Here is a 19,133-nt window from a genome sequence, read left to right on the forward strand (position 1 = left end):
ATGTTAGTTGTTTGATGGCATTGATACAAATTATATAAGCCAAAACTTGTTCCTGATGTACTGTAAGTTTAATTAATTCTATAGAATAGACTTATATGGCATTGGTGGGGCGATTATTTTTATCTTAAAAGAATTAGGGGGCACTCGTGCTTGTTCACTAATTTACAATTTTGGTCGCTTGCGGACAATTCTGTTCGGATTTTCTATGAAGAATTTGTCGTTGATGGGCAAATTGGCCCTTAATGAGCTGTTTTTGGCATGGCATATTAATTGGCTTTGTGTAGAAGACCGAAGACCGAAGACGGAAAGATATATACATAATAAATAATGGATAGAAAATTAGTAAAGAAGACCTGGACGCCAAAGTTGATAGCAATGATTGCATTTGGGGTTCTGCTCATAAGTTTTGTGCTTTATCAGTTGGTGTTTGCGGACTCCCGGTCTTCGATGAATGTGGAAAAGGAAAGGATTAGCATTGCAACCGTAAGAGAAGGGGAGTTTACCGATTACATTCCCGTGAGCGGGATTATAGAGCCGGCCGAAATCTTTTATTTAGATGCCATCGAGCGTGGTAATATTCAAAAAATTGTCCGCGAATCAGGGGCTATGGTTGGAGTAGGAGACACCATCCTGATTTTAACTAACTCCAACCTACAGCTGGATGTGATGCAGAGGGAGACGGATCTTTATTTTCAAATTAATAACTTGAGACAGACCCGACTGATGTTGGATCAAAATGACCTCAGCCAGCAGGCGGCTCTTGCAGAAATAGACTACCAGATCAATCTTTTAAAACCACAATACGAACGGTTTCAGGAGCTGCATGGGAAAAAGCTGATCTCTGACAGGGAACTTGAGGAAGTAAAAGAGCAGTATGAATATAATGTAAAGCGGAAAAGGCTTACATATGAATCGTACCGCAATGATTCCATGGCGCGTGATATTCAAAAACGACAGCTGAGTGCCTCAGAGTCCCGCATGCAGCAGTCTCTTGAGGGTGTGGGTCATATTCTGGACAATCTTGTAGTGAAGGCACCTATTAACGGGCAGCTTTCTACCGAGCAGATCGAAGTTGGGCAATCCATCAACGCTGGAGAGCGCTACGGACAGATTGATATTCTGGATAAATTTAAGGTGAGGGTGCCGATCGACGAGCTATACCTACCTCGAGTAGGGATCGGGCTAAAAGGAACCTTTACTTTTTCCGGTAATAGTTATGACCTTGAAATCAGTAAAATCTATCCTAACGTGAGCGGTGGTAGATTTGAAGTCGACATGGTTTTTCCCGATGAAGTGCCATCTGGCATCAGAAGAGGTCAGACCGTAAGGATCAGGCTAGAACTCGGGGAAAGCGAAAGGACGGTTCTTCTCCCTACTGGAGGCTTCTATAAGGACACCGGTGGAAACTGGGTGTTTGTAGTAAACGAGAAATCCGGCAAAGCTGAACGAAGAAATATCCGCCTTGGCCGCAAAAACCCAGAATACTACGAAGTTCTCGACGGCCTCAGCCCCGAAGAAAGGGTGATCGTGTCCGGGTATGAGAATTTTGGGAGGAATGAGGTGTTGAACTTGAGATGACGGATGTAGGGTGTCAGATGACAGATGTCGGATGACTGTTGTTGACGCCGTCATCTCGACTGAAGCGAAACGGAATGGAGAGGTCTGTAAATAAAGTCGGATGTCGGATGACAGAAATAGATTAAAAAAGATAGTTGGAAAAAAGTTGTTGTCAACAGGTTTTTATGCTGAAAAAGAGTAAATTAGGTATTAATTTTTTTCTCATATAACTTTTTTGACATGAAATTTAAATTCGAGAAATTACAGATTTGGCAGAAGGCAATGGGGTTTGGTGAAGAGATATTTAGGTTAAGTGATAGTTTTCCGAAGGCAGAATTATTCAATTTAGTATCTCAAATGAGAAGAGCATGTGATTCAATTGCACTAAATATAGCTGAAGGCTCCATTGGCCAGTCCAACCCTGAGTTTAAAAAATTCCTGGGTTATGCCATGCGGTCTTTAGCCGAAGTTGTAACCTGCCTTCACAAAGCCAAATTGAGAAAATATATAACCTTTGAAGAATTTGAAACACAATACGCAGAAGCCTTTCATCTCATGAATATGATGGGCTCATTTAAATCAAAAATTAAATAAACGAAAACTAACATCGGTCATCGGATATCGGTCACACGACTTCAAACATCGGACATCTGACATCCGACAAATCTACATCAATATGCAAAACATCATCAAAACTGTCAATCTCAAAAAGCTCTACACCACTGAGGAGGTGGAGACCACTGCCTTGGATGATATCCAGGTGGAAATTAAAAAAGGGGAATTTGTGGCCATTATGGGCCCATCGGGCTGTGGGAAATCCACCTTGCTCAACATTCTCGGACTTTTGGACAACCCGGATGCAGGGGAATACTACTTTTTGGACAAGGAAGTGGCAAAATTCTCCGAAAGGCAGAGGTCACAACTGAGAAAAGGCAACATTGGCTTTGTGTTCCAGAGCTTTAACCTCATCGATGAGCTAACCTGTTATGAAAACGTTGAGTTGCCTTTGCTTTACCTCAAAATCCCAGGTGATGAGCGCAAGAAAAGAGTGGAGGAAGTGCTGACTCGTATGAACATCATGCACAGAAAAGACCACTTCCCACAGCAGCTTTCAGGTGGTCAGCAGCAACGTGTGGCAATAGCCAGAGCCATAGTGGCACGTCCATCAGTGATACTCGCCGATGAACCTACAGGTAACCTGGATTCTGCCAACGGGGAAGAAGTAATGAGGCTTTTGGAGGAGTTGAACAATGAAGGTACCACAATCGTGATGGTGACTCACTCTCCCCACGACGCCAACTACGCCCACCGCATCATCAACTTGTTTGATGGAAAGGTGGTAACAGAGAATATTAAGGAGCAGTTTCACGTTTGATGCTGGATGTCGGATGTCGGATGTCAGATGTAACCTCATCTGACACCGGACATCGGACATCGGACTTTCTTCCATGTACCAAAACTACATCAAAATCGCACTAAGGGGCTTTGTGAAGCACAAGCTGACCTTTTTTATCAACCTCTTTGGCTTGGCTTTAGGGTTGTGGGTTGCCATGATTATCGGCCTTTGGGTCAAGGACGAATTGTCCATGGACAAAGATTTTAAGGATATTGACCAGGTCTATAGAGTGATGGGTCACCAGAGCTATGGTCCTGAGATTTTCACTTTCACTTCCACCCCGGGCATTTTGGCCAGAGAGCTGAAAGAAGTTCAGCCGGAGGTGGAACGCGCAGCCACTTTTACCTGGATTGACAACAACCTTTTTATACAGGGAGAAAATAGGGTAAAACTCAACGGCTTTTATGCCCAACCGGACTACCTACATATCCTGCAGTACGATCTGCTCCACGGAGACAGGGAAAACCTTCTAACTGATAAATCAAATGTGGTCTTGACCAAAGAGGCTGCAATCAAGTTGTTTGGGAAAACGGATGTAGTCGGAGAAGCGGTAGTGATGAAAGAGGAGGGAGAGACTACTTTTTTTGTACAGGCTGTTCTGGAAACCCTTCCCACAAACACCACTTGGCAGTTTGAATACATTCTACCATATCAGGTTATGTTTGATCAAGAAATTAACCAATGGCTGCAACATTGGGGAAATAACGGGCCAAACACCCTGGTTAAACTACACCCTCACGTTGACGGAAGTGCTTTTTCTGATGGTATTACCGATTTTATCAAGGAACGCCACGAAACCAGCAATGTCAGCTTGTTTGCCTATCCGCAGAAGGAGCTTTATCTCCATGGCAAATTTGTGGATGGCAAACTCCAGGGTGGAAGAATTGAATATGTCCGGCTTTTCTCCATCATCGGACTCTTTGTGCTGCTGATCGCCTGTATCAACTTCATGAACCTTTCCACAGCCAAATCCCAAAAAAGGGCCAAGGAGGTGGGGGTTAGAAAAGTAGTGGGTGCTGAAAACAAAAGCCTGATCTTCCAATTCCTGAGCGAGTCTCTACTGCTGACCTTTTTGGCTTCCATCTTCGCCATTTTGTTGGTGGAATTGACCATGCCGATATTCAATGAATTGACTGGGAAAACCCTGTTCATTCCTTATGGAGATGGAGGTTTTTGGCTCTATTTGCTGATCATTATTCTTTTCACAGGGGTGGTTGCGGGTAGTTATCCTGCCTTTTACCTTTCAGGGACAAAAGTAGTGGCAGTATTCCGGAACAATATGAAAGCTGGGAAGAGTGTGGTTTTGGCCCGTAAAAGCTTGGTGTTGGTGCAATTTATCTTAGCCACGATGTTGATCGTTTCTACGGTGGTGGTTTACCAGCAGATAAATTATGCCCTAAAGAAGGATCTAGGATATGTAAAGGAGCAGCTATTAGTGATGCCTCTTGAAGGTCAACTTTTCACTAACTATGAAACCTTTCAAAACAGATTGGAACAAAATCCGGAAATCCAGGCGGTAAGCAGATCTACTCACAGTATGCTTGGAAGAAATTCCAATACCGGTGATGTGGCCTGGGAAGGCAAAGATCCAAATTTTACAGCATTGTTTGAAATCATGCGGGTAGATTATGGTTTTTTGGAGACAGTAGGGCTGAAACTAGTTAAAGGTGAAGACTTCAATATAAATAAAGGAGCAGATTCTTTGCAAGGAGCCATAATCAATGAAAAAGCCTACCAACTCATCACACAGGACAACCCCGGGGCCACTTCCTTTAAACTTTGGGACAAGGAGAGGAACATCACCGGTGTGGTGGCCGACTTTCATTTCCAGAGTGTTCACCAAGTTGTGGAGCCTGCGATTTTCCTATTAGATCCGGCATTTGCCTGGCAGGGCTTTATTCGATTGGGAACGGGCGATATACACAATACCATCGCATCCTTGGAAAGAACTGCGGCAGAAATAAATCCTGATTTCCCTTTTCAGTACAGTTTCATGGATGAGAATTATGCCAGAATGTATAGCGAGGATGTCAGATTGAGGGATTTGGCTAAATATTTTAGTATTCTAACCATCCTGATTTCCTGTCTGGGTTTGCTTGGTCTGTCGGCGCATATTGCAGAACAAAAGACCAAAGAAATCGGCATTAGGAAAGTGTTGGGAGCTTCCACATTTTCGATTTTAAATGTCATCAATCGGGAGTTTTTGATTATCGTGTTGGTCTCAATAGCTATTGGTTCTGGGGTGGCCTACTGGTTTATGCAGAATTGGTTGAATGGATATGCCTATAGGATAGACTTTGAGTGGTGGTTCATTCCATTAGCCGCAGCCGTAATTCTGGCTATAGCCTATCTAACTGTGACGCTGCAATCCTTCAAGGCAGCACGGGTCAACCCTATGAAATCGTTGAAAACGGAATAAGGGACTTTGTAGGGGCGGAAAATTCTCCGTCCCCTACAAAGGGAACCTTAAATCGGAATAATCAAAATTGCCCATTTCCACCATCATTTTGTAAAGACATTATGATCCGAAACTACATCAAGGTTTCCCTTCGAAACCTGGCCAAGAAAAAAGCCTATAGCCTCATTAATATTCTTGGTTTGGCTGTAGGTATAACCAGCTGCCTGTTGATTGTGCTTTTCATCCAGCATGAGTTTTCCTATGACAGATTTTTCAAGGATCACGAACGGGTTTACCGCATGCCTCTGGAGAGGATTTACCCTAACCATTCCACTTATTATGCAGTGGTGCCGCATTCCTTTGCTGCCAGGGCAAAGGAAAGTTTCGGTGAAATAGAGGAGGCCACTATCGCCGCAAGAGTCACGAATCAGGAATTAACTTACATCAATGAAAGGGAGGAGAGTGTCCGGTTTGTCGAGGAAATTATTTTGGCAGCAGATAGCTCATTTCTCAAGGTTTTTCCGATGGATCCTGTTGGGGGTAAATATGGAAACCTGCTGACAAAGGCGGATGAAATAGTCATTTCGGAAGAATTTGCGGGACGTTATTTTGGAAGCGAAGATCCCATTGGGAAGGTAATTAAACTGGGGGAGGAAATGGAGTTTGCCGTTTCGGCGGTAATCCCTGATTTGCCTGAAAACTCCCACATGAAGTTCAGCGCCTTGATCTCCATCCTTGCCCATCCTATGATCACTAGGGAAAATTACACTACCTTCTCGGCTTATACCTATTTCAAGCTTAGGGAAGGAGTGGATCCTAAAGTGATTGAATCCAAGATGCCGCAATTGGTGGATACTTATGCCGCCGGGCAAATAGAGCGGGAATTGAATAAGTCCTGGACAGAGTATAAGGCAGCCGGCAATGGCTATCGATATTTTCTCCAGTCTCTAAGTAGCATCCATTTGGATCCCCAGAACATTGAAGCCCAGATGAAGCCTTCTGGAAACATCAATTCCATTTATATTTTAATAGGGGTGGCTATTTTAATTTTGGGTATAGCCTGTGTGAATTTTATGAATCTCTCCATTGCCCGATCAGCAGAAAGGGCCAAGGAAATCGGAGTGAGGAAAGTTATGGGCTCATTAAGACAACAATTGATGGGACAGTTTCTTACGGAGGCGTTTTGTCTGGCTGCCCTGGGTGTGATTATAGCTTTGGCCCTCACCGTATTGCTGATGCCTGCCTTTAATGAGCTGACGGAAAAGCAGATTGAGCTGCCTTTTAACCTTTTGACAGTGATAGGATTTGTGGGTCTGGTACTGGTAGTGGGGCTTTTGGCGGGCATTTATCCGGCTACTGTGCTTTCTTCCTTCAAACCAGTAGAAGTGATGAAGGGGAAGTTTACCGGCAGTCAAAATGGCCAATGGATCAGAAACGGACTGGTAGTTTTTCAATTCTGGATTTCAATCATCTTGATAATCGGAACCTTGGTTATTAGAAACCAAATGCAGTACATGCAGGAGGTGTCGCTCGGGTTTGACAAGGAACATGTTCTTGTACTTGAGACCGGATTTAACTTTGAACCCCAGAAATTGCAGACCTTTGTGGAAGAAATCAGGGGGTTGCCGGAAGTGAAAGAGGCTGCGGCCACTTTTGCCCTACCCGGTAGGGAAGGGGCATTTTTTGGTATACATTTTCAACCGGAAGGATCCTCCGAAATATTGACTACGAAGTCGATGGTTGTGGCTGATGGGTTGGCGGAAACGCTGGGATTGGAGCTGGTAGAGGGCAGGTGGTTTTCCGAGAATTCCCACGATTCCCTGTATGTAATTCTAAATGAGACAGCTGTGCAGTTGATGGATATAGAAAATCCTATCGGCGCCAAGTTGATCGAGGTGAGAAATGAAGAGGATGAAACTCAGGTGCTTCAACACACTATCATCGGCATCGTTAGAGATTTTAATTTTCTTTCCCTGAGGGATGAAATCACACCTTTGGTATTGCAGAGCAATGAGCTGTTTGGGGTAGGTGGTCAATTTGTAGTCGCTAGGATCCATCCTAATGAGATCCCTAATGCTATCTCTGCTATTGAGACCAAATGGATGCAAATTGGACCTGAGCAAGCTTTTCAGTATTCTTTTCTAAATGAAAACCTCAACAATCAGTATAGGCAAGAACAACAGGTGGGGCAGATTTTTTCTATATTTTCCGGGTTGGCCATATTCGTGTCCTGCATTGGCTTGTTTGGACTTTCTGCCTATGTTACCAGCCTCCGCACCAAAGAAATAGGGGTCAGAAAGGTGTTGGGGGCATCGGTCTATGGGGTTATTCTGATGCTGAACAAGGACTTCTCTAAGATGATATTGCTGGCTTTTCTGCTTGCGGCTCCGGTAGCTTGGTGGCTGATGGACAAGTGGTGGCTTGAAAATTTTGCCTTTAGGGTAAATGTAAACGGTTGGGTCATGTTGGCAGCAGGATTACTTGTGCTGTTGTTGGCCTGGTTGACGGTGAGTTTCCAGACCTTCAAAGCGGCCCTGGCCAATCCGGTTGAATCATTAAAAAGTGAGTAATCGCCATTTTTATTCATTTCCTCTTAGAGCCGGTAAAACTTTTTAACCTTGTTCGTTTACGGACGAAATTGGTCGTTGTTGATGTTCCAAACTCAAATAAACTCCCCCTGTGGGCTTTATGATAGGGTATTCACTGGCATGAAAGTAGAATATTTATATTTAATTTTTAGCAAAACCTTTTCATTATGATTTACAATTACCTTAAAATTATTTTTAGGCAGCTTTTTAAAAATAAGGCATATGCTTTTTTGAACATAGGTGGTTTAGCAATTGGGATAATGGCCGTGATGCTCATCATGATTTATTTCCGTTTTGAATTCAGCTTTGACAGGGATTTGCGCCATTCCTCACAACTTTTTAGGGTAAATCTTCACTCTCAATCCGAAGGACAAGTGATTGAGCGTTCCACTCGAACTTCTCCCGGAATAGGTTCGGTTATAGAAAGAGAGGTTGCGGGAGTGGAGGCATTGAGTAGAGTCGTCATCCTTGGGGAGGTAATTGCGGGTTATGAAAAGGATTATATTCGAGAGGAAAATATTTTCTTAGTAGACCCTCAATACATAGATTTTTTTGATCTTAATATTAAAACAGGGAATTCGGCTTTGTTGGAAGATCCCCTTAAAGTAATGATCTCTGAAGTAGTGGCCCTTAAAGTTTTTGGAGATGAAAATCCTTTAGGAAAATTGCTTGATATCAACAGTACAAATTTTGATGGATCGGTTGAGTTCGAGGTGGTGGGAGTATACGAGTCTTTGCCAGCTAACCGTCACCTTCAGCCTGAAATCCTGATTTCCTATGCTACCTTGCACCATTTTATAGGTAAAGAAATTGATGAGTCTTTTGATTGGCTTAACCTCTATTCTTACCTAAAAATTTCAGAAAATACTTCCCATGCTTATATAGAGGACCAGATTAATAATGTCTTGCAAAACCACTATGGAAAGCAATTAGCCTCCTCCGGTACCGATTGGAAACTCTTTTTGCAACCGATAGGAGAAATACATACTACTCCTGATCTGGTGGGTGAGTTTGCAAAAGGAGTGGACGGGAGGAAGCTTCAGTATTTTTTATGGATTGCCGCTTTTGTCCTCTTGATGGTGTACCTGAACAGTATCAATATTGCTAACTCTAAAGCTTTAAACCGTTCGAAGGAAATCGGGGTAAGGAAGGCTTCCGGAGGCAATAAACAACAGCTCCTTTTCCAGTTTATGCTGGAATCAGCCATAATCAACCTATTAGCAGTCTGCGTTGCAGGAATAGTGATTCACGCGTTTGGTAAACTATGGGTTCAATTGATGGGTTTGGGTCTTCCAGAGGATGTTTTTAGCCTTTCAGTGCTATTCATTCCACTCTTAGCACTGTGGGTTTTAGGTACTTTGGCCTCTGGACTGTATCCTGCAATGGTCCTTACATCATTTTCCCCCGCGCATGCCCTGAAGGGTACTTTAAAATTTAAGATAAATACCACATTTTCACGTCCTTTACTGGTAGTTCAACTAGTATTCTGCTTATTGATTTTGTCCGGGATTTTTACAGTTTATCTGCAGCTAGACCATATGAGAGGGCAGAAGCTTGGATTGTCCATACAGGATAAATTGGTTGTAAGAACTCCAATGCTTTTTGTAGAAGATAGTGGCAATTATCAAAGTGAAATCAGTCATCATTTTAATGAATTGACTGGTGTAAAAAATGTTGGAGTGACCAATGAGATACCCGGCAATGAAGTTTATTGGAGGTCAAGTGAATTTTATCGCGAAGGTGGGGAAAAGAGTGGGGAAATGTATACTATGCTTCATGTAGGTAAAAAATATTTTGACCTATTTGACATTGAAATTAGGTCCGGCAGGGGTTTCAATACAACTCTAGATGAAGGTGAGGAAGCCATTATCAATGAGAAGGCTCGGGAAGCTTTAGGTTTTTCAGACAATCAGGCCGCTATTGGTGAAAAACTCATTTTTGGCGGACGGGGAAGTAGTCAAGGTGTGCCCATAGTTGGTGTGGTGTCAAATTATCGTCAACAAGGTGTAAATGTGGAGGTGAATCCAATGGTATTGAATTATTCTCCAGGGGATTTAAATTACTATGTGGTGGATGTAGAAAAAGGACAGATGGCCACCACCTTGCCCTCAATAAAGGCCACCTTTCAACAACTTTTTCCAAACTCTCCTTTCGAGTATTATTTTCTTGATGAACATTTTGATAAGCAGTATAAGAGTGAAATACTATTCGTTCGATTGTTTGGATTAGCGGCCATGGTTGCCATTCTTATAGCTGTTATGGGGATTTTAGGAGTGACTTCACAACTGTTGGCTCAACGAAGTAAGGAGGTGAGTATTCGCAAAATATTGGGAGCAAGTTTTGAGGACGTATTTTATCTCATATCCAAGGAATATATATCATGGTTAGGAGTTTGTTTCGTTATTGGGATACCATCATCTTATTACCTTTTTTCCAACTGGCTTGATACCTTTATTATCAAAATAACTTTGGGTTGGTGGTTTTACCTGCTACCGGCGGCAGTGGTAATTCTGATTTTTTCTCTCGCTACTGTATTTCAAACAGTAAAGACAGCCCTTGTCAACCCTGCAGAGATCTTAAAAAACGAATAACATTTGACCGCTGCTGGACAATTTTTTGAAGATATCGGACAGGTGATTTGGAAGAATGATGCCCCTGAGGGCTGAATGCCAGTTTTCGACTATGGCATACAATTAGGCTTGTAGAAACCATATTAGACAACAAAACCCCACTGATCATGAAAACTCTCATAACAAGTTCTTTAGCATTGATTTTTACCTTTTTAATATCGGTTGGTTTTGCCCAGGGAACCGAGACGAGGCAAGTTGAATCATTTTCCAAAATAAAAACCGGTGGCAGCTGGAATGTATACATACAGCAGGGGGACCGGGAAGAGGTGCGCTTGGAGTCCAAAAATATTGAATTGAGTAAAATAAAAACTGAAGTGCAAGGCGACGAACTGAATGTGTATCTGGAAAAAGGCAACTATAATAATGTTCGCCTGACGGTCTTCATTACTTTTAGAAACTTAGAAAGCCTAACTTTTGGTGGTTCTGGGAATTTGATAAGTGAAGGTGATATTGTTGCTGACGAATTGAAAGTAGCGTTGGGTGGCTCAGGAGATGCTCGTTTTCAAGATATCCGTGCTGACCACCTTAGCCTGAAAATGAGCGGGTCAGGTAATGTACATATTGCTGGTGGAACTGTTGGCGAGTTGAAAGTCAACCAATCCGGCTCGGGGAATTTTAAGGGTATGAACCTTCAGGCTGATGGAGTGAACATTACCAAGGCCGGTTCCGGTAATACCGAAATAACGGCAAACAGTTCTCTGGAGGTTTCTTCCTCTGGATCTGGAAATATTGCTTACCAAGGCAACCCTAGCATCAACCAAGTTAAGATTGCCGGCTCGGGCAAACTTGTTAAAAAATAGTTACTGGTCACCAGTATTTGACCCCATGCATTTTTTTGGTCTATGGTCTCTAGTCTTCAGACTTTTCTTTAAAGGTTTAAACAATTCGGAAAGTGCCTATCTATTTGGATAGGCATTTTTTTTCAGCCTAGTGTACGAAAACTTTGCCCGTCAGCGAACAAAGGTGTTCGATAATATTCGGGGTGAGTTTCTGAAAATGCAGTAAATGTTGGTTTTAAAGGGGTTTTATATGGCATAAAGATGGGAATGTCAAAGCAGGGAAAGGGGAATTGCTTCCTGGCAGTATTGTATTAATAATCTATAAGCATGGTTAAAAATATTTTAAAAACAACCTTCCGCAGTTTTTGGAAAAACAAAACGGTCACATTTATAAATGTGGTAGGTTTGGGGGTGGGGTTGGCTACCTGTATTTTGATGATGCTATACATCTGGGATGAAGCTAGCTATGATAAACATCATGAACATAAAGATGAGCTTTACCGAGCGGCGATGCAATTTAATGATATGAGAGCAGCGTCGTCACCGGCGCCTATGGCTGAGGCATTCAAAGCTAATTTTCCCGAGGTCGTGCAATCCTCAAGGGTATTCCCTTACCCTATGCTAGAATCTATGATTCTCAGTTATGATGAAAGAGGGGAAACCAGAACTTTTAATGAGACTAATGGATACTATGTGGATTCTACTTTTTTTGATGTTTTAAGCTATGAATTCCTAGCCGGTGATCCTCGAACAGCCCTACGGAGGCCAAATACCATTGTCCTCTCAGCTTCTCTGGCACATAAGATTTTTGGTGCACAGGACCCTGTGGGAGAAACCATAAGTGTAGGACTTCCCGAGGGGAATTTTGATTATGCTGTGGATGGGGTATTTGAGGACAAAGGCCTTAAATCCCATATTGACGCCAATTATTTTCTTTCCATGGCCAATACCGACATTGGCGAGTATGTGGCCGGGGAATCCTCCTGGACAAGCAACAATATGTTCTTTACCTACCTTAGGGTTCAGCCCGGAACAGATCAAGAGCTGTTGGGGCAAAAACTCAACGATTATTACACCAAACAAACCATAGAGGACGCCCGCTCAATGGGTCAATCCGTCAGCATGTTTCTTCAACCTGTCAGGGACATTTATCTCACTTCGGATTTGGGGTATGAAATCGGTACCAATGGAAATATAAAGTACCTATATATCTTTGGTTCCATCGGCTTTTTCATCCTTTTGATTGCCTGTATTAATTTTATGAACCTTTCCACGGCCAAGTCAGAAAAGAGAGCAAAGGAAGTAGGTGTAAGAAAAGTCATTGGCGCCCAGAAAAACGAGTTGGTACGGCAGTTTCTTGGAGAATCAATTCTGATGAGTTTTGTGGCATTGATTCTTGCCTTCTTAATTTTGTTGGCCCTAATCCCATTCTTCAATAATTTTTCAGGAAAATCTTTGGAACTGTTAGGGGACCCGGTGATTCTGATCACTATGGCGGGATTAACGGTATTGACAGGTCTATTGGCCGGGCTATATCCGGCATTTTACCTGTCGGCCTTCAAGCCAGTTTCGATATTGAAAGGTAGCAAAGGGAATGGATATTCCGCTGCGGGGATACGGAAAGGGCTAGTTGTTTTCCAATTTATCATTTCGGTGGCCCTTATAGCCATGGTCTTAGTGATACGTAATCAGATGACCTTCATGCAGGATACTTCTCTAGGCTTTGACAAACAACAGCAGCTTATTCTTTCCCTTCAGAGCAGTGAATCGCTAGCAAACTTTACGGTCCTGAAAAACAGCCTGGAAAATCATCAAGGCGTTCAATCTGTAACCGGCGGCTCAGTCTATCCTGGACTTGAGGTATTGCAGGATTGGCTATTGTATGCGGAGGGAAAAACCAAGGAGGATGTGGTGCAGATCCATATTGCGCGTGTGGCCAACGATTACGTACAAACGTTGGGGTTGGAGATGGTCGCCGGGAGACCTTTTACTGACCAATTTTCTGATGAAGGACTTCACATTGTGATCAATCAAACTGCCGTAAAAACCTATGGGTTTGAGGGTGAAGAAGAAGCATTGGGCAAAAAGTTGATCATGGAATGGCAGGGTCAAATCAGCGAATATGAAATTGTAGGAGTGGTAAAAGACTATCATTTTGAAAGCCTTCATAAGGTAATTAAGCCTTTCGCACTTGTCAGAACCCAAAGTCCACCTTACCTCATTGCAAAAATCAACGCTGCCCAAGTGGGAGATGTTTTGGCCTATGCCGAAAGCAGCTGGAAGAACATTAATCAAGCCACGCCATTTGCCTATTCATTTCTTGATCTTGATTTTCAGAGAAATTATGAAAAGGAGCAGAGAACTTCCACCATCATTCTTTATTTCACAGCGATAGCCATAATGATTTCCTGCATTGGCCTGTTTGGTCTGGCTGCATTTACCGCAGAGCAAAAGACAAAGGAAATCGGGATTCGGAAGGTATTAGGAGCAAGCACCTGGAGTATTACAGCCCTGGTGTCCAAGGAGTTTCTGGTCTTGGTGGGCATTGCCATCCTGATTGCGGCGCCTTTGGGATATTATGCGGCAAGTAGGTGGCTGGAGGGCTTCGCCTATAAAATCGAACTGTCCATATGGGTTTTTATCATATCAGGCTTAGTGGCTGTCTTGATCGCTTATGGGACGATAAGCTTCCAGGCCCTCAAAGCCGCCCTTGCAAACCCTGTGAACTCCCTTAAATCTGAGTAAAGACGGGAGACGGAAGACGGAAACTAGATTCGGTCTACATCGGTCATCCGACATCCGTCATTAAAACATCCGTCATCCGACATCCAAACATAAAAAAACATGTTCAGCAACTATTTCAAAATCTTTCTTCGAAACCTGAGACGCAACCCCACCTACATGTTGATCAATGTACTTGGTCTGGCAGTGGGGATGGCGGCAAGTATTCTGATTTTCCTTTTTGTACAGCACGAACTCAGCTATGACCGGTACCATGAGAATTCCGACCGGATTTATAGGGTTTCAAGGCAGTGGGTCAACCAGGATGGGCAAATCAGTCTTCACCTGGGCCATGCCGCTCCGCCATTTGCACCCTTGATCAAATCCGACTTCGGCGACAGGGTGGAAGAGGCGGTCAGGTTGCTGAGCAACAATCCCATTCTGATCTACGAGGGCAGGTCATTTCAGGAGGAAGGTTTCTTCTTCTCAGACCCGGAGATTTTCAATGTGTTCTCATGGAACCTACTGGAAGGGGATCCTGAGCAGGCATTGACTTTTCCGGATGGATTGGTGATTACCGAAAGTATGGCCAGAAAGTATTTCGGAAATGAAGACCCTATGGGAAAAGCCATTGAGATGAAAGTAGGCGAGTTTTCCTGGGATCTACAGGTAAGGGGAGTAATGGAGGACATTCCTGCCAATTCCCACTTCAACGTAGAATTCCTGGCCTCCATGAATCCCGTCATCAGTTTCTATGGAAGCCTGGATCAAATGATGCAGAATTTCGGAAACAACTCTTTTTCCACCTATCTGTTACTGGCTGAAGGTGCAGACCCCCAAGCGCTGGAAAGTGAATTCCCCGCATTTATCGACAGGCATATGTCCAGCCAAAGCCAGGTGCCCGTTTCTCGGGAAACCCAGCTCAATTTGTGGCCGGTGACAGAAATCCACCTGCATTCCAATCTCGATTCGGAAATTGAGCCAAATAGCAGCATAGAAAATGTCTATATCTACTCGGCCATTGCCTTGTTTATTCTACTGATCGCCTGTATCAATTTCATGAACCTGGCCACTGCCAGATCCGCCAAAAGGGCAATGGAGGTCGGTCTCAGAAAGGTGATGGGCGCGGATAAAATGCTTTTGGTAAAGCAGTTTATGAGCGAATCCATGTTCCTGGTAATTCTGGCCCTGCTGTTCGCTTTGGTGATCGTGTGGGTAGCGTTGCCTACTTTTGGGAATTTCACCGGTAAAGAGTTAAGCCTGAATCTCGCCGAGGAGCCACAGCTTTTGTTGTGGATGGGCGTACTGGTGCTGCTTGTAGGGGCACTGGCAGGAAGTTATCCTTCCCTTTTTCTATCTGGCTTCCAGCCGGTGAGGGTTTTAAAAGGAACCTTCAAAATCGGCTCTGCCCACGAAAAATTCAGGTCAGTACTGGTGGTGGGGCAGTTTGCGATATCCATTGTAATGATTGTGGGCGTAATGGTGGTGTTGGACCAGCTCAATTTTATCAAGAGCAAAGATTTGGGTTTTGACAAGGAACAGATTGCGGTCTTGCCGGCATATAGCGAGTTCACCGGCAATTATGAAATGATGCGGGAAAGGCTCCTTCAGCACCCTGGAATAACAGAGGTTTCCCTGGCCAGCAGGGTTCCCTCAGGCAGGCTACTGGACTCCCAGGGCACCCAGGCGGAGGTAAACGGGGAGCTGTTGCCTATCAATGTGCGAATCGCCGACATCCACGTGAGCCATTCCTTCCTGAATACCTTCGGGATGAACCTGGTGGCCGGCAGGAACTTGGATTTCAACCTTGCCAGCGATTCCACAGGTGCATTTCTTTTGAACGAAGCGGCTGTAAGGGCGATTGGATGGTCCAGTCCTGAGGAGGCTGTTGAAAAGCAGTTCCACTATGGCAACCGCCGCGGTTATGCGGTGGGAATCATCGAAGATTTCCACTTTGAATCCCTGCACCAGCCCATCAGTCCCATGGTTTTCATGGTGCCCGATGACCGTTTCAGCCAAGTAGCTGTCAAACTCCACCCTGACAGTCAGGACGAAGCTATGGCATTTCTGCAGGATGAGTGGATAGCCATGAAGTCGGATTTTCCCTTTTCACCATTTTTCATTGAAGACAGATTTCTTGAGCAATATGAAACTGAGGAAAAAGTTGGGCAGTTGTTCGGCTTTTTTGCCGGGCTGGCCATAGTGATTTCTGTATTGGGCCTTTTCGGGCTTGCGGCATATTCCACAGAGCAAAGGACGAAAGAAATCGGCATCAGAAAGGTGATGGGGGCCAGTGTGACCAATATTGTCACCTTGCTCGGCCAGGATTTCCTCAAGTTGGTACTGATAGGTTTTCTAATCGCCATTCCAATAGGCTGGTATGGCATGAACCAATGGCTGGGCAATTTTGCCTATTCTGTAGGGGTAAGCTGGTGGGTATTTGTAGTGGCAGGTTTGGTGGCCTTTCTGGTCGCAGCCATCACGGTCAGCAGCCAATCAATCAGGGCAGCACTGGTGAATCCAGTGGATACTTTTAAGGAGGGATGACGGAGGTCGGATGACGGATGACGGATGACGGGATGAGCGGACATCGGACATCGGTCATCGGACAGCAATATATACAACATAATCACGAAAGCCATGTGGAAAAACTATTTCACCATTTCCATTAGGAATCTGGCCAAGCGGAAGCTTTATGCCGGGATCAACATCTTGGGCTTGACCATAGCCATCGTAAGCTTTTTGGCAATTTCACTTTACATTTACCATGAGTGGAATTATGATAAAATGTACTCTGGACATGACCGCATATACAAAGTCAACCAGGAATTTTCCTCAGGTGGTGAAGGGCAAATGGTCAGTACATCTCCTTCCGCCTTGGTACCTGCAGTCCTGGAGGATATTCCGGAGGTGGAGACAGGGACGGTTATTTTTGACATCAGTATTTTTTCCACGGTATTGATCAGTGGAGAGGAACTGAGCGTGGAAGAGTCGAAATTTGCCTATGCAGACCACAATTTCTTTAATGTCTTTGACTTTGGACTTTTGGAAGGAAGTCCAGAATCTGCTTTGGCCGAGCCCAACCAGCTGGTGCTTACAGAGACTACTGCCCGTCGGTATTTTGGGGACTCCAGAGGGACTGTAGGCAAAACCTTGAAAGTGGAAAGTGGTGAATATACTGTATCGGCAGTTATGGAGGATTTCCCGTCCAACAGCCATTTGGACTTTGATTTTTTAGCATCTTTCAAATCCCACAGACATGGCAGGGAGCCGGAATGGTCTCCAAGTAATTATTACTCCTATATCAAGCTTACCCAAGGAGCAGATCCCGCTGGTCTAAATCCCAAAATGGAACAGTTGGTGGAAAAATACTTGGGAGAAACACAGAGAAACTACAATTTCCAGACCGCGATGCATTTACAGCCTGTGACCGATATCCACTTGAGAGGGGATGGTCTGCAAGGTGTAAAGCCGGGGTCGGACATTAAGTACATTTACATTTTTGGAATTGTGGCCATCCTCTTGATTTTTATCGGCATCATCAATTATGTCAATTTGGCCACGGCAGAGGCCACCGAGAGGAATAAAGAGGTGGGGTTGAGAAAAGTGATGGGTGCAGAAAGGGGACAGCTTTTCAATCAATTTATTTCAGAATCTTTTATCCTTTCAGCCTTTGGGGTGGTTTTCAGTTTGGCATTATTGGCTTTGATGGGGTATAAATTCGAAGAGATATCCGGAGTGCCTATGCAGATTGGGCTTCTTTTCACCCCTTGGGGAATTGGCTTTCTTCTGGTGCTCTTGCTCATGGTAGCCCTATTGGCCGGAATGTACCCAGCGGTGATCCTTTCGGGGATGGATCCGCTCAAGGCTTTGGGTAAGAAAACCAAACTCGGAGGTGGTGCCTGGCTGAGGAAGTCTCTTGTGGTCATTCAGTTTTTTATTTCCATTGGCCTGTTGATCGCGACCATGATTGTCAAGCAGCAGCTGGATTATATGCAGTCCGTTAACTTAGGATATGATAAGGAACAGCTGATTTCTATCAACACACATCATAAAATGATGGAAACTATTCCTTCACTTAAAAGTGAATTGACCAGGAAAGGACTGGCAAGTTCTGCTTCATTGGCAGCCGATATGCCCATATATATTAAGGGTGGATATGCTATTCAGGCTGGTTTCGATAACACCAAAGAAATTAGCATCACCGGTTATGCAGTAGATGCGGATGTTGTCAGGACCATAGGGGCTGAAATAATAGCTGGCAATGATTTTACCGAGCAGGACATTAATAGGAATACAGCCTTTGAGACAGGGGAGGAGTTGAACATTATCCTTAACGAGTCTGCGGTGAGGGAGCTTGGTTGGACACCTGAGGAGGCTGTGGGTAAGAAGGTGCAAGCAGGTACTCCTGCGAGGGTCAAAGCGGTAGTGGGTGATTTTTATTTCAATTCCCTTCACCATAAAGTTGGTCCCTTGATGATCTTTATAGATCAGGGGCAGACCAATCTATTATTGGTACGATTGGCTAAAGGAAACCCGTCTGAGCATTTGGCAAATCTTGAGGAAACCTGGAAGAGACTAGTGCCGGACAGACCCTTCAATTACAGGTTTGTAGATCAGGAATACGCCCAGCTTTACCAATCCGAGGCGCGTGTGGGAACGATTTTTAGCCTGTTTGCGGGCATTGCGGTGGTGATAGCGTGTATGGGTCTCTTCGGCCTGGTATCTTATGTAGCCCTGAGAAGAACACGTGAAATCAGTATCCGCAAAGTCCTGGGGGCTTCGGGTTCAGATGTGTTGAAACTCCTCTCAGCCGATTTCTTTGTCCTGCTGGCCCTGTCGGCCGGCTTGGCAGTGGCATTCGGTTTATGGTTCAGCGGCCAATGGCTTTCCGGCTTTGCCAACCGGGCAGTGATTCCGCTGTGGATTTACCCTGCGGCAATATTGGTCGTAGCCTTAATTTCCTTCCTGACCATAGGGTACAGGACGGTGACGGTTTTTGTGAGGCGGCCAGCGGAGACGCTGAAGGATGATTGATGCGGGATGGAGCAAAAGGGACACAGA

General features: G+C 44.3%; 10 protein-coding genes. All 10 read left to right on the top strand.

What is annotated here, in order from left to right:
- Positions 1-327 precede the first annotated feature (327 nt).
- The 10 genes from FPL27_RS03830 to FPL27_RS03875 all read left to right on the top strand — a co-directional run bounded on the left by FPL27_RS03830 (position 328) and on the right by FPL27_RS03875 (position 19,106).
- The gene (locus FPL27_RS03830; RefSeq protein ID WP_185974294.1) at positions 328-1,578 is read left to right on the top strand and encodes an efflux RND transporter periplasmic adaptor subunit; all 1,251 of its coding nucleotides are present in this window, start codon (positions 328-330) and stop codon (positions 1,576-1,578) included.
- Between the two features lie 219 nt (positions 1,579-1,797).
- Positions 1,798-2,151, top strand: coding sequence for a four helix bundle protein (locus tag FPL27_RS03835; RefSeq protein ID WP_143959828.1), 354 nt, complete (start codon positions 1,798-1,800; stop codon positions 2,149-2,151).
- A gap of 82 nt (positions 2,152-2,233) precedes the next feature.
- The gene (locus FPL27_RS03840) at positions 2,234-2,932 is read left to right on the top strand and encodes an ABC transporter ATP-binding protein (protein ID WP_143959829.1); all 699 of its coding nucleotides are present in this window, start codon (positions 2,234-2,236) and stop codon (positions 2,930-2,932) included.
- Between the two features lie 73 nt (positions 2,933-3,005).
- Positions 3,006-5,372, top strand: coding sequence for an ABC transporter permease (locus FPL27_RS03845; protein WP_143959830.1), 2,367 nt, complete (start codon positions 3,006-3,008; stop codon positions 5,370-5,372).
- A 101-nt stretch (positions 5,373-5,473) separates the two neighbouring features.
- Positions 5,474-7,921, top strand: a complete 2,448-nt coding sequence (locus tag FPL27_RS03850; RefSeq protein ID WP_143959831.1) for an ABC transporter permease — start codon at positions 5,474-5,476, stop codon at positions 7,919-7,921.
- A 185-nt stretch (positions 7,922-8,106) separates the two neighbouring features.
- Entirely contained in the window at positions 8,107-10,530 is a 2,424-nt protein-coding gene (locus FPL27_RS03855; protein ID WP_143959832.1) for an ABC transporter permease, read from the top strand.
- Positions 10,531-10,676: 146 nt separating this feature from the next.
- Entirely contained in the window at positions 10,677-11,369 is a 693-nt protein-coding gene (locus FPL27_RS03860; protein ID WP_143959833.1) for a head GIN domain-containing protein, read from the top strand.
- Positions 11,370-11,675: 306 nt separating this feature from the next.
- Complete coding sequence (locus FPL27_RS03865) at positions 11,676-14,093, top strand: ABC transporter permease (RefSeq protein WP_143959834.1); 2,418 nt, start codon at positions 11,676-11,678, stop codon at positions 14,091-14,093.
- A gap of 99 nt (positions 14,094-14,192) precedes the next feature.
- Positions 14,193-16,616, top strand: a complete 2,424-nt coding sequence (locus FPL27_RS03870) for an ABC transporter permease (RefSeq protein WP_143959835.1) — start codon at positions 14,193-14,195, stop codon at positions 16,614-16,616.
- Between the two features lie 93 nt (positions 16,617-16,709).
- Positions 16,710-19,106, top strand: coding sequence for an ABC transporter permease (locus tag FPL27_RS03875; protein ID WP_143959836.1), 2,397 nt, complete (start codon positions 16,710-16,712; stop codon positions 19,104-19,106).
- The last annotated feature ends 27 nt before the right edge of the window (positions 19,107-19,133 follow it).

Origin of the sequence: Litoribacter populi, from assembly GCF_007483685.1 — a bacterium.
GTDB lineage: Bacteria > Bacteroidota > Bacteroidia > Cytophagales > Cyclobacteriaceae > Litoribacter > Litoribacter populi.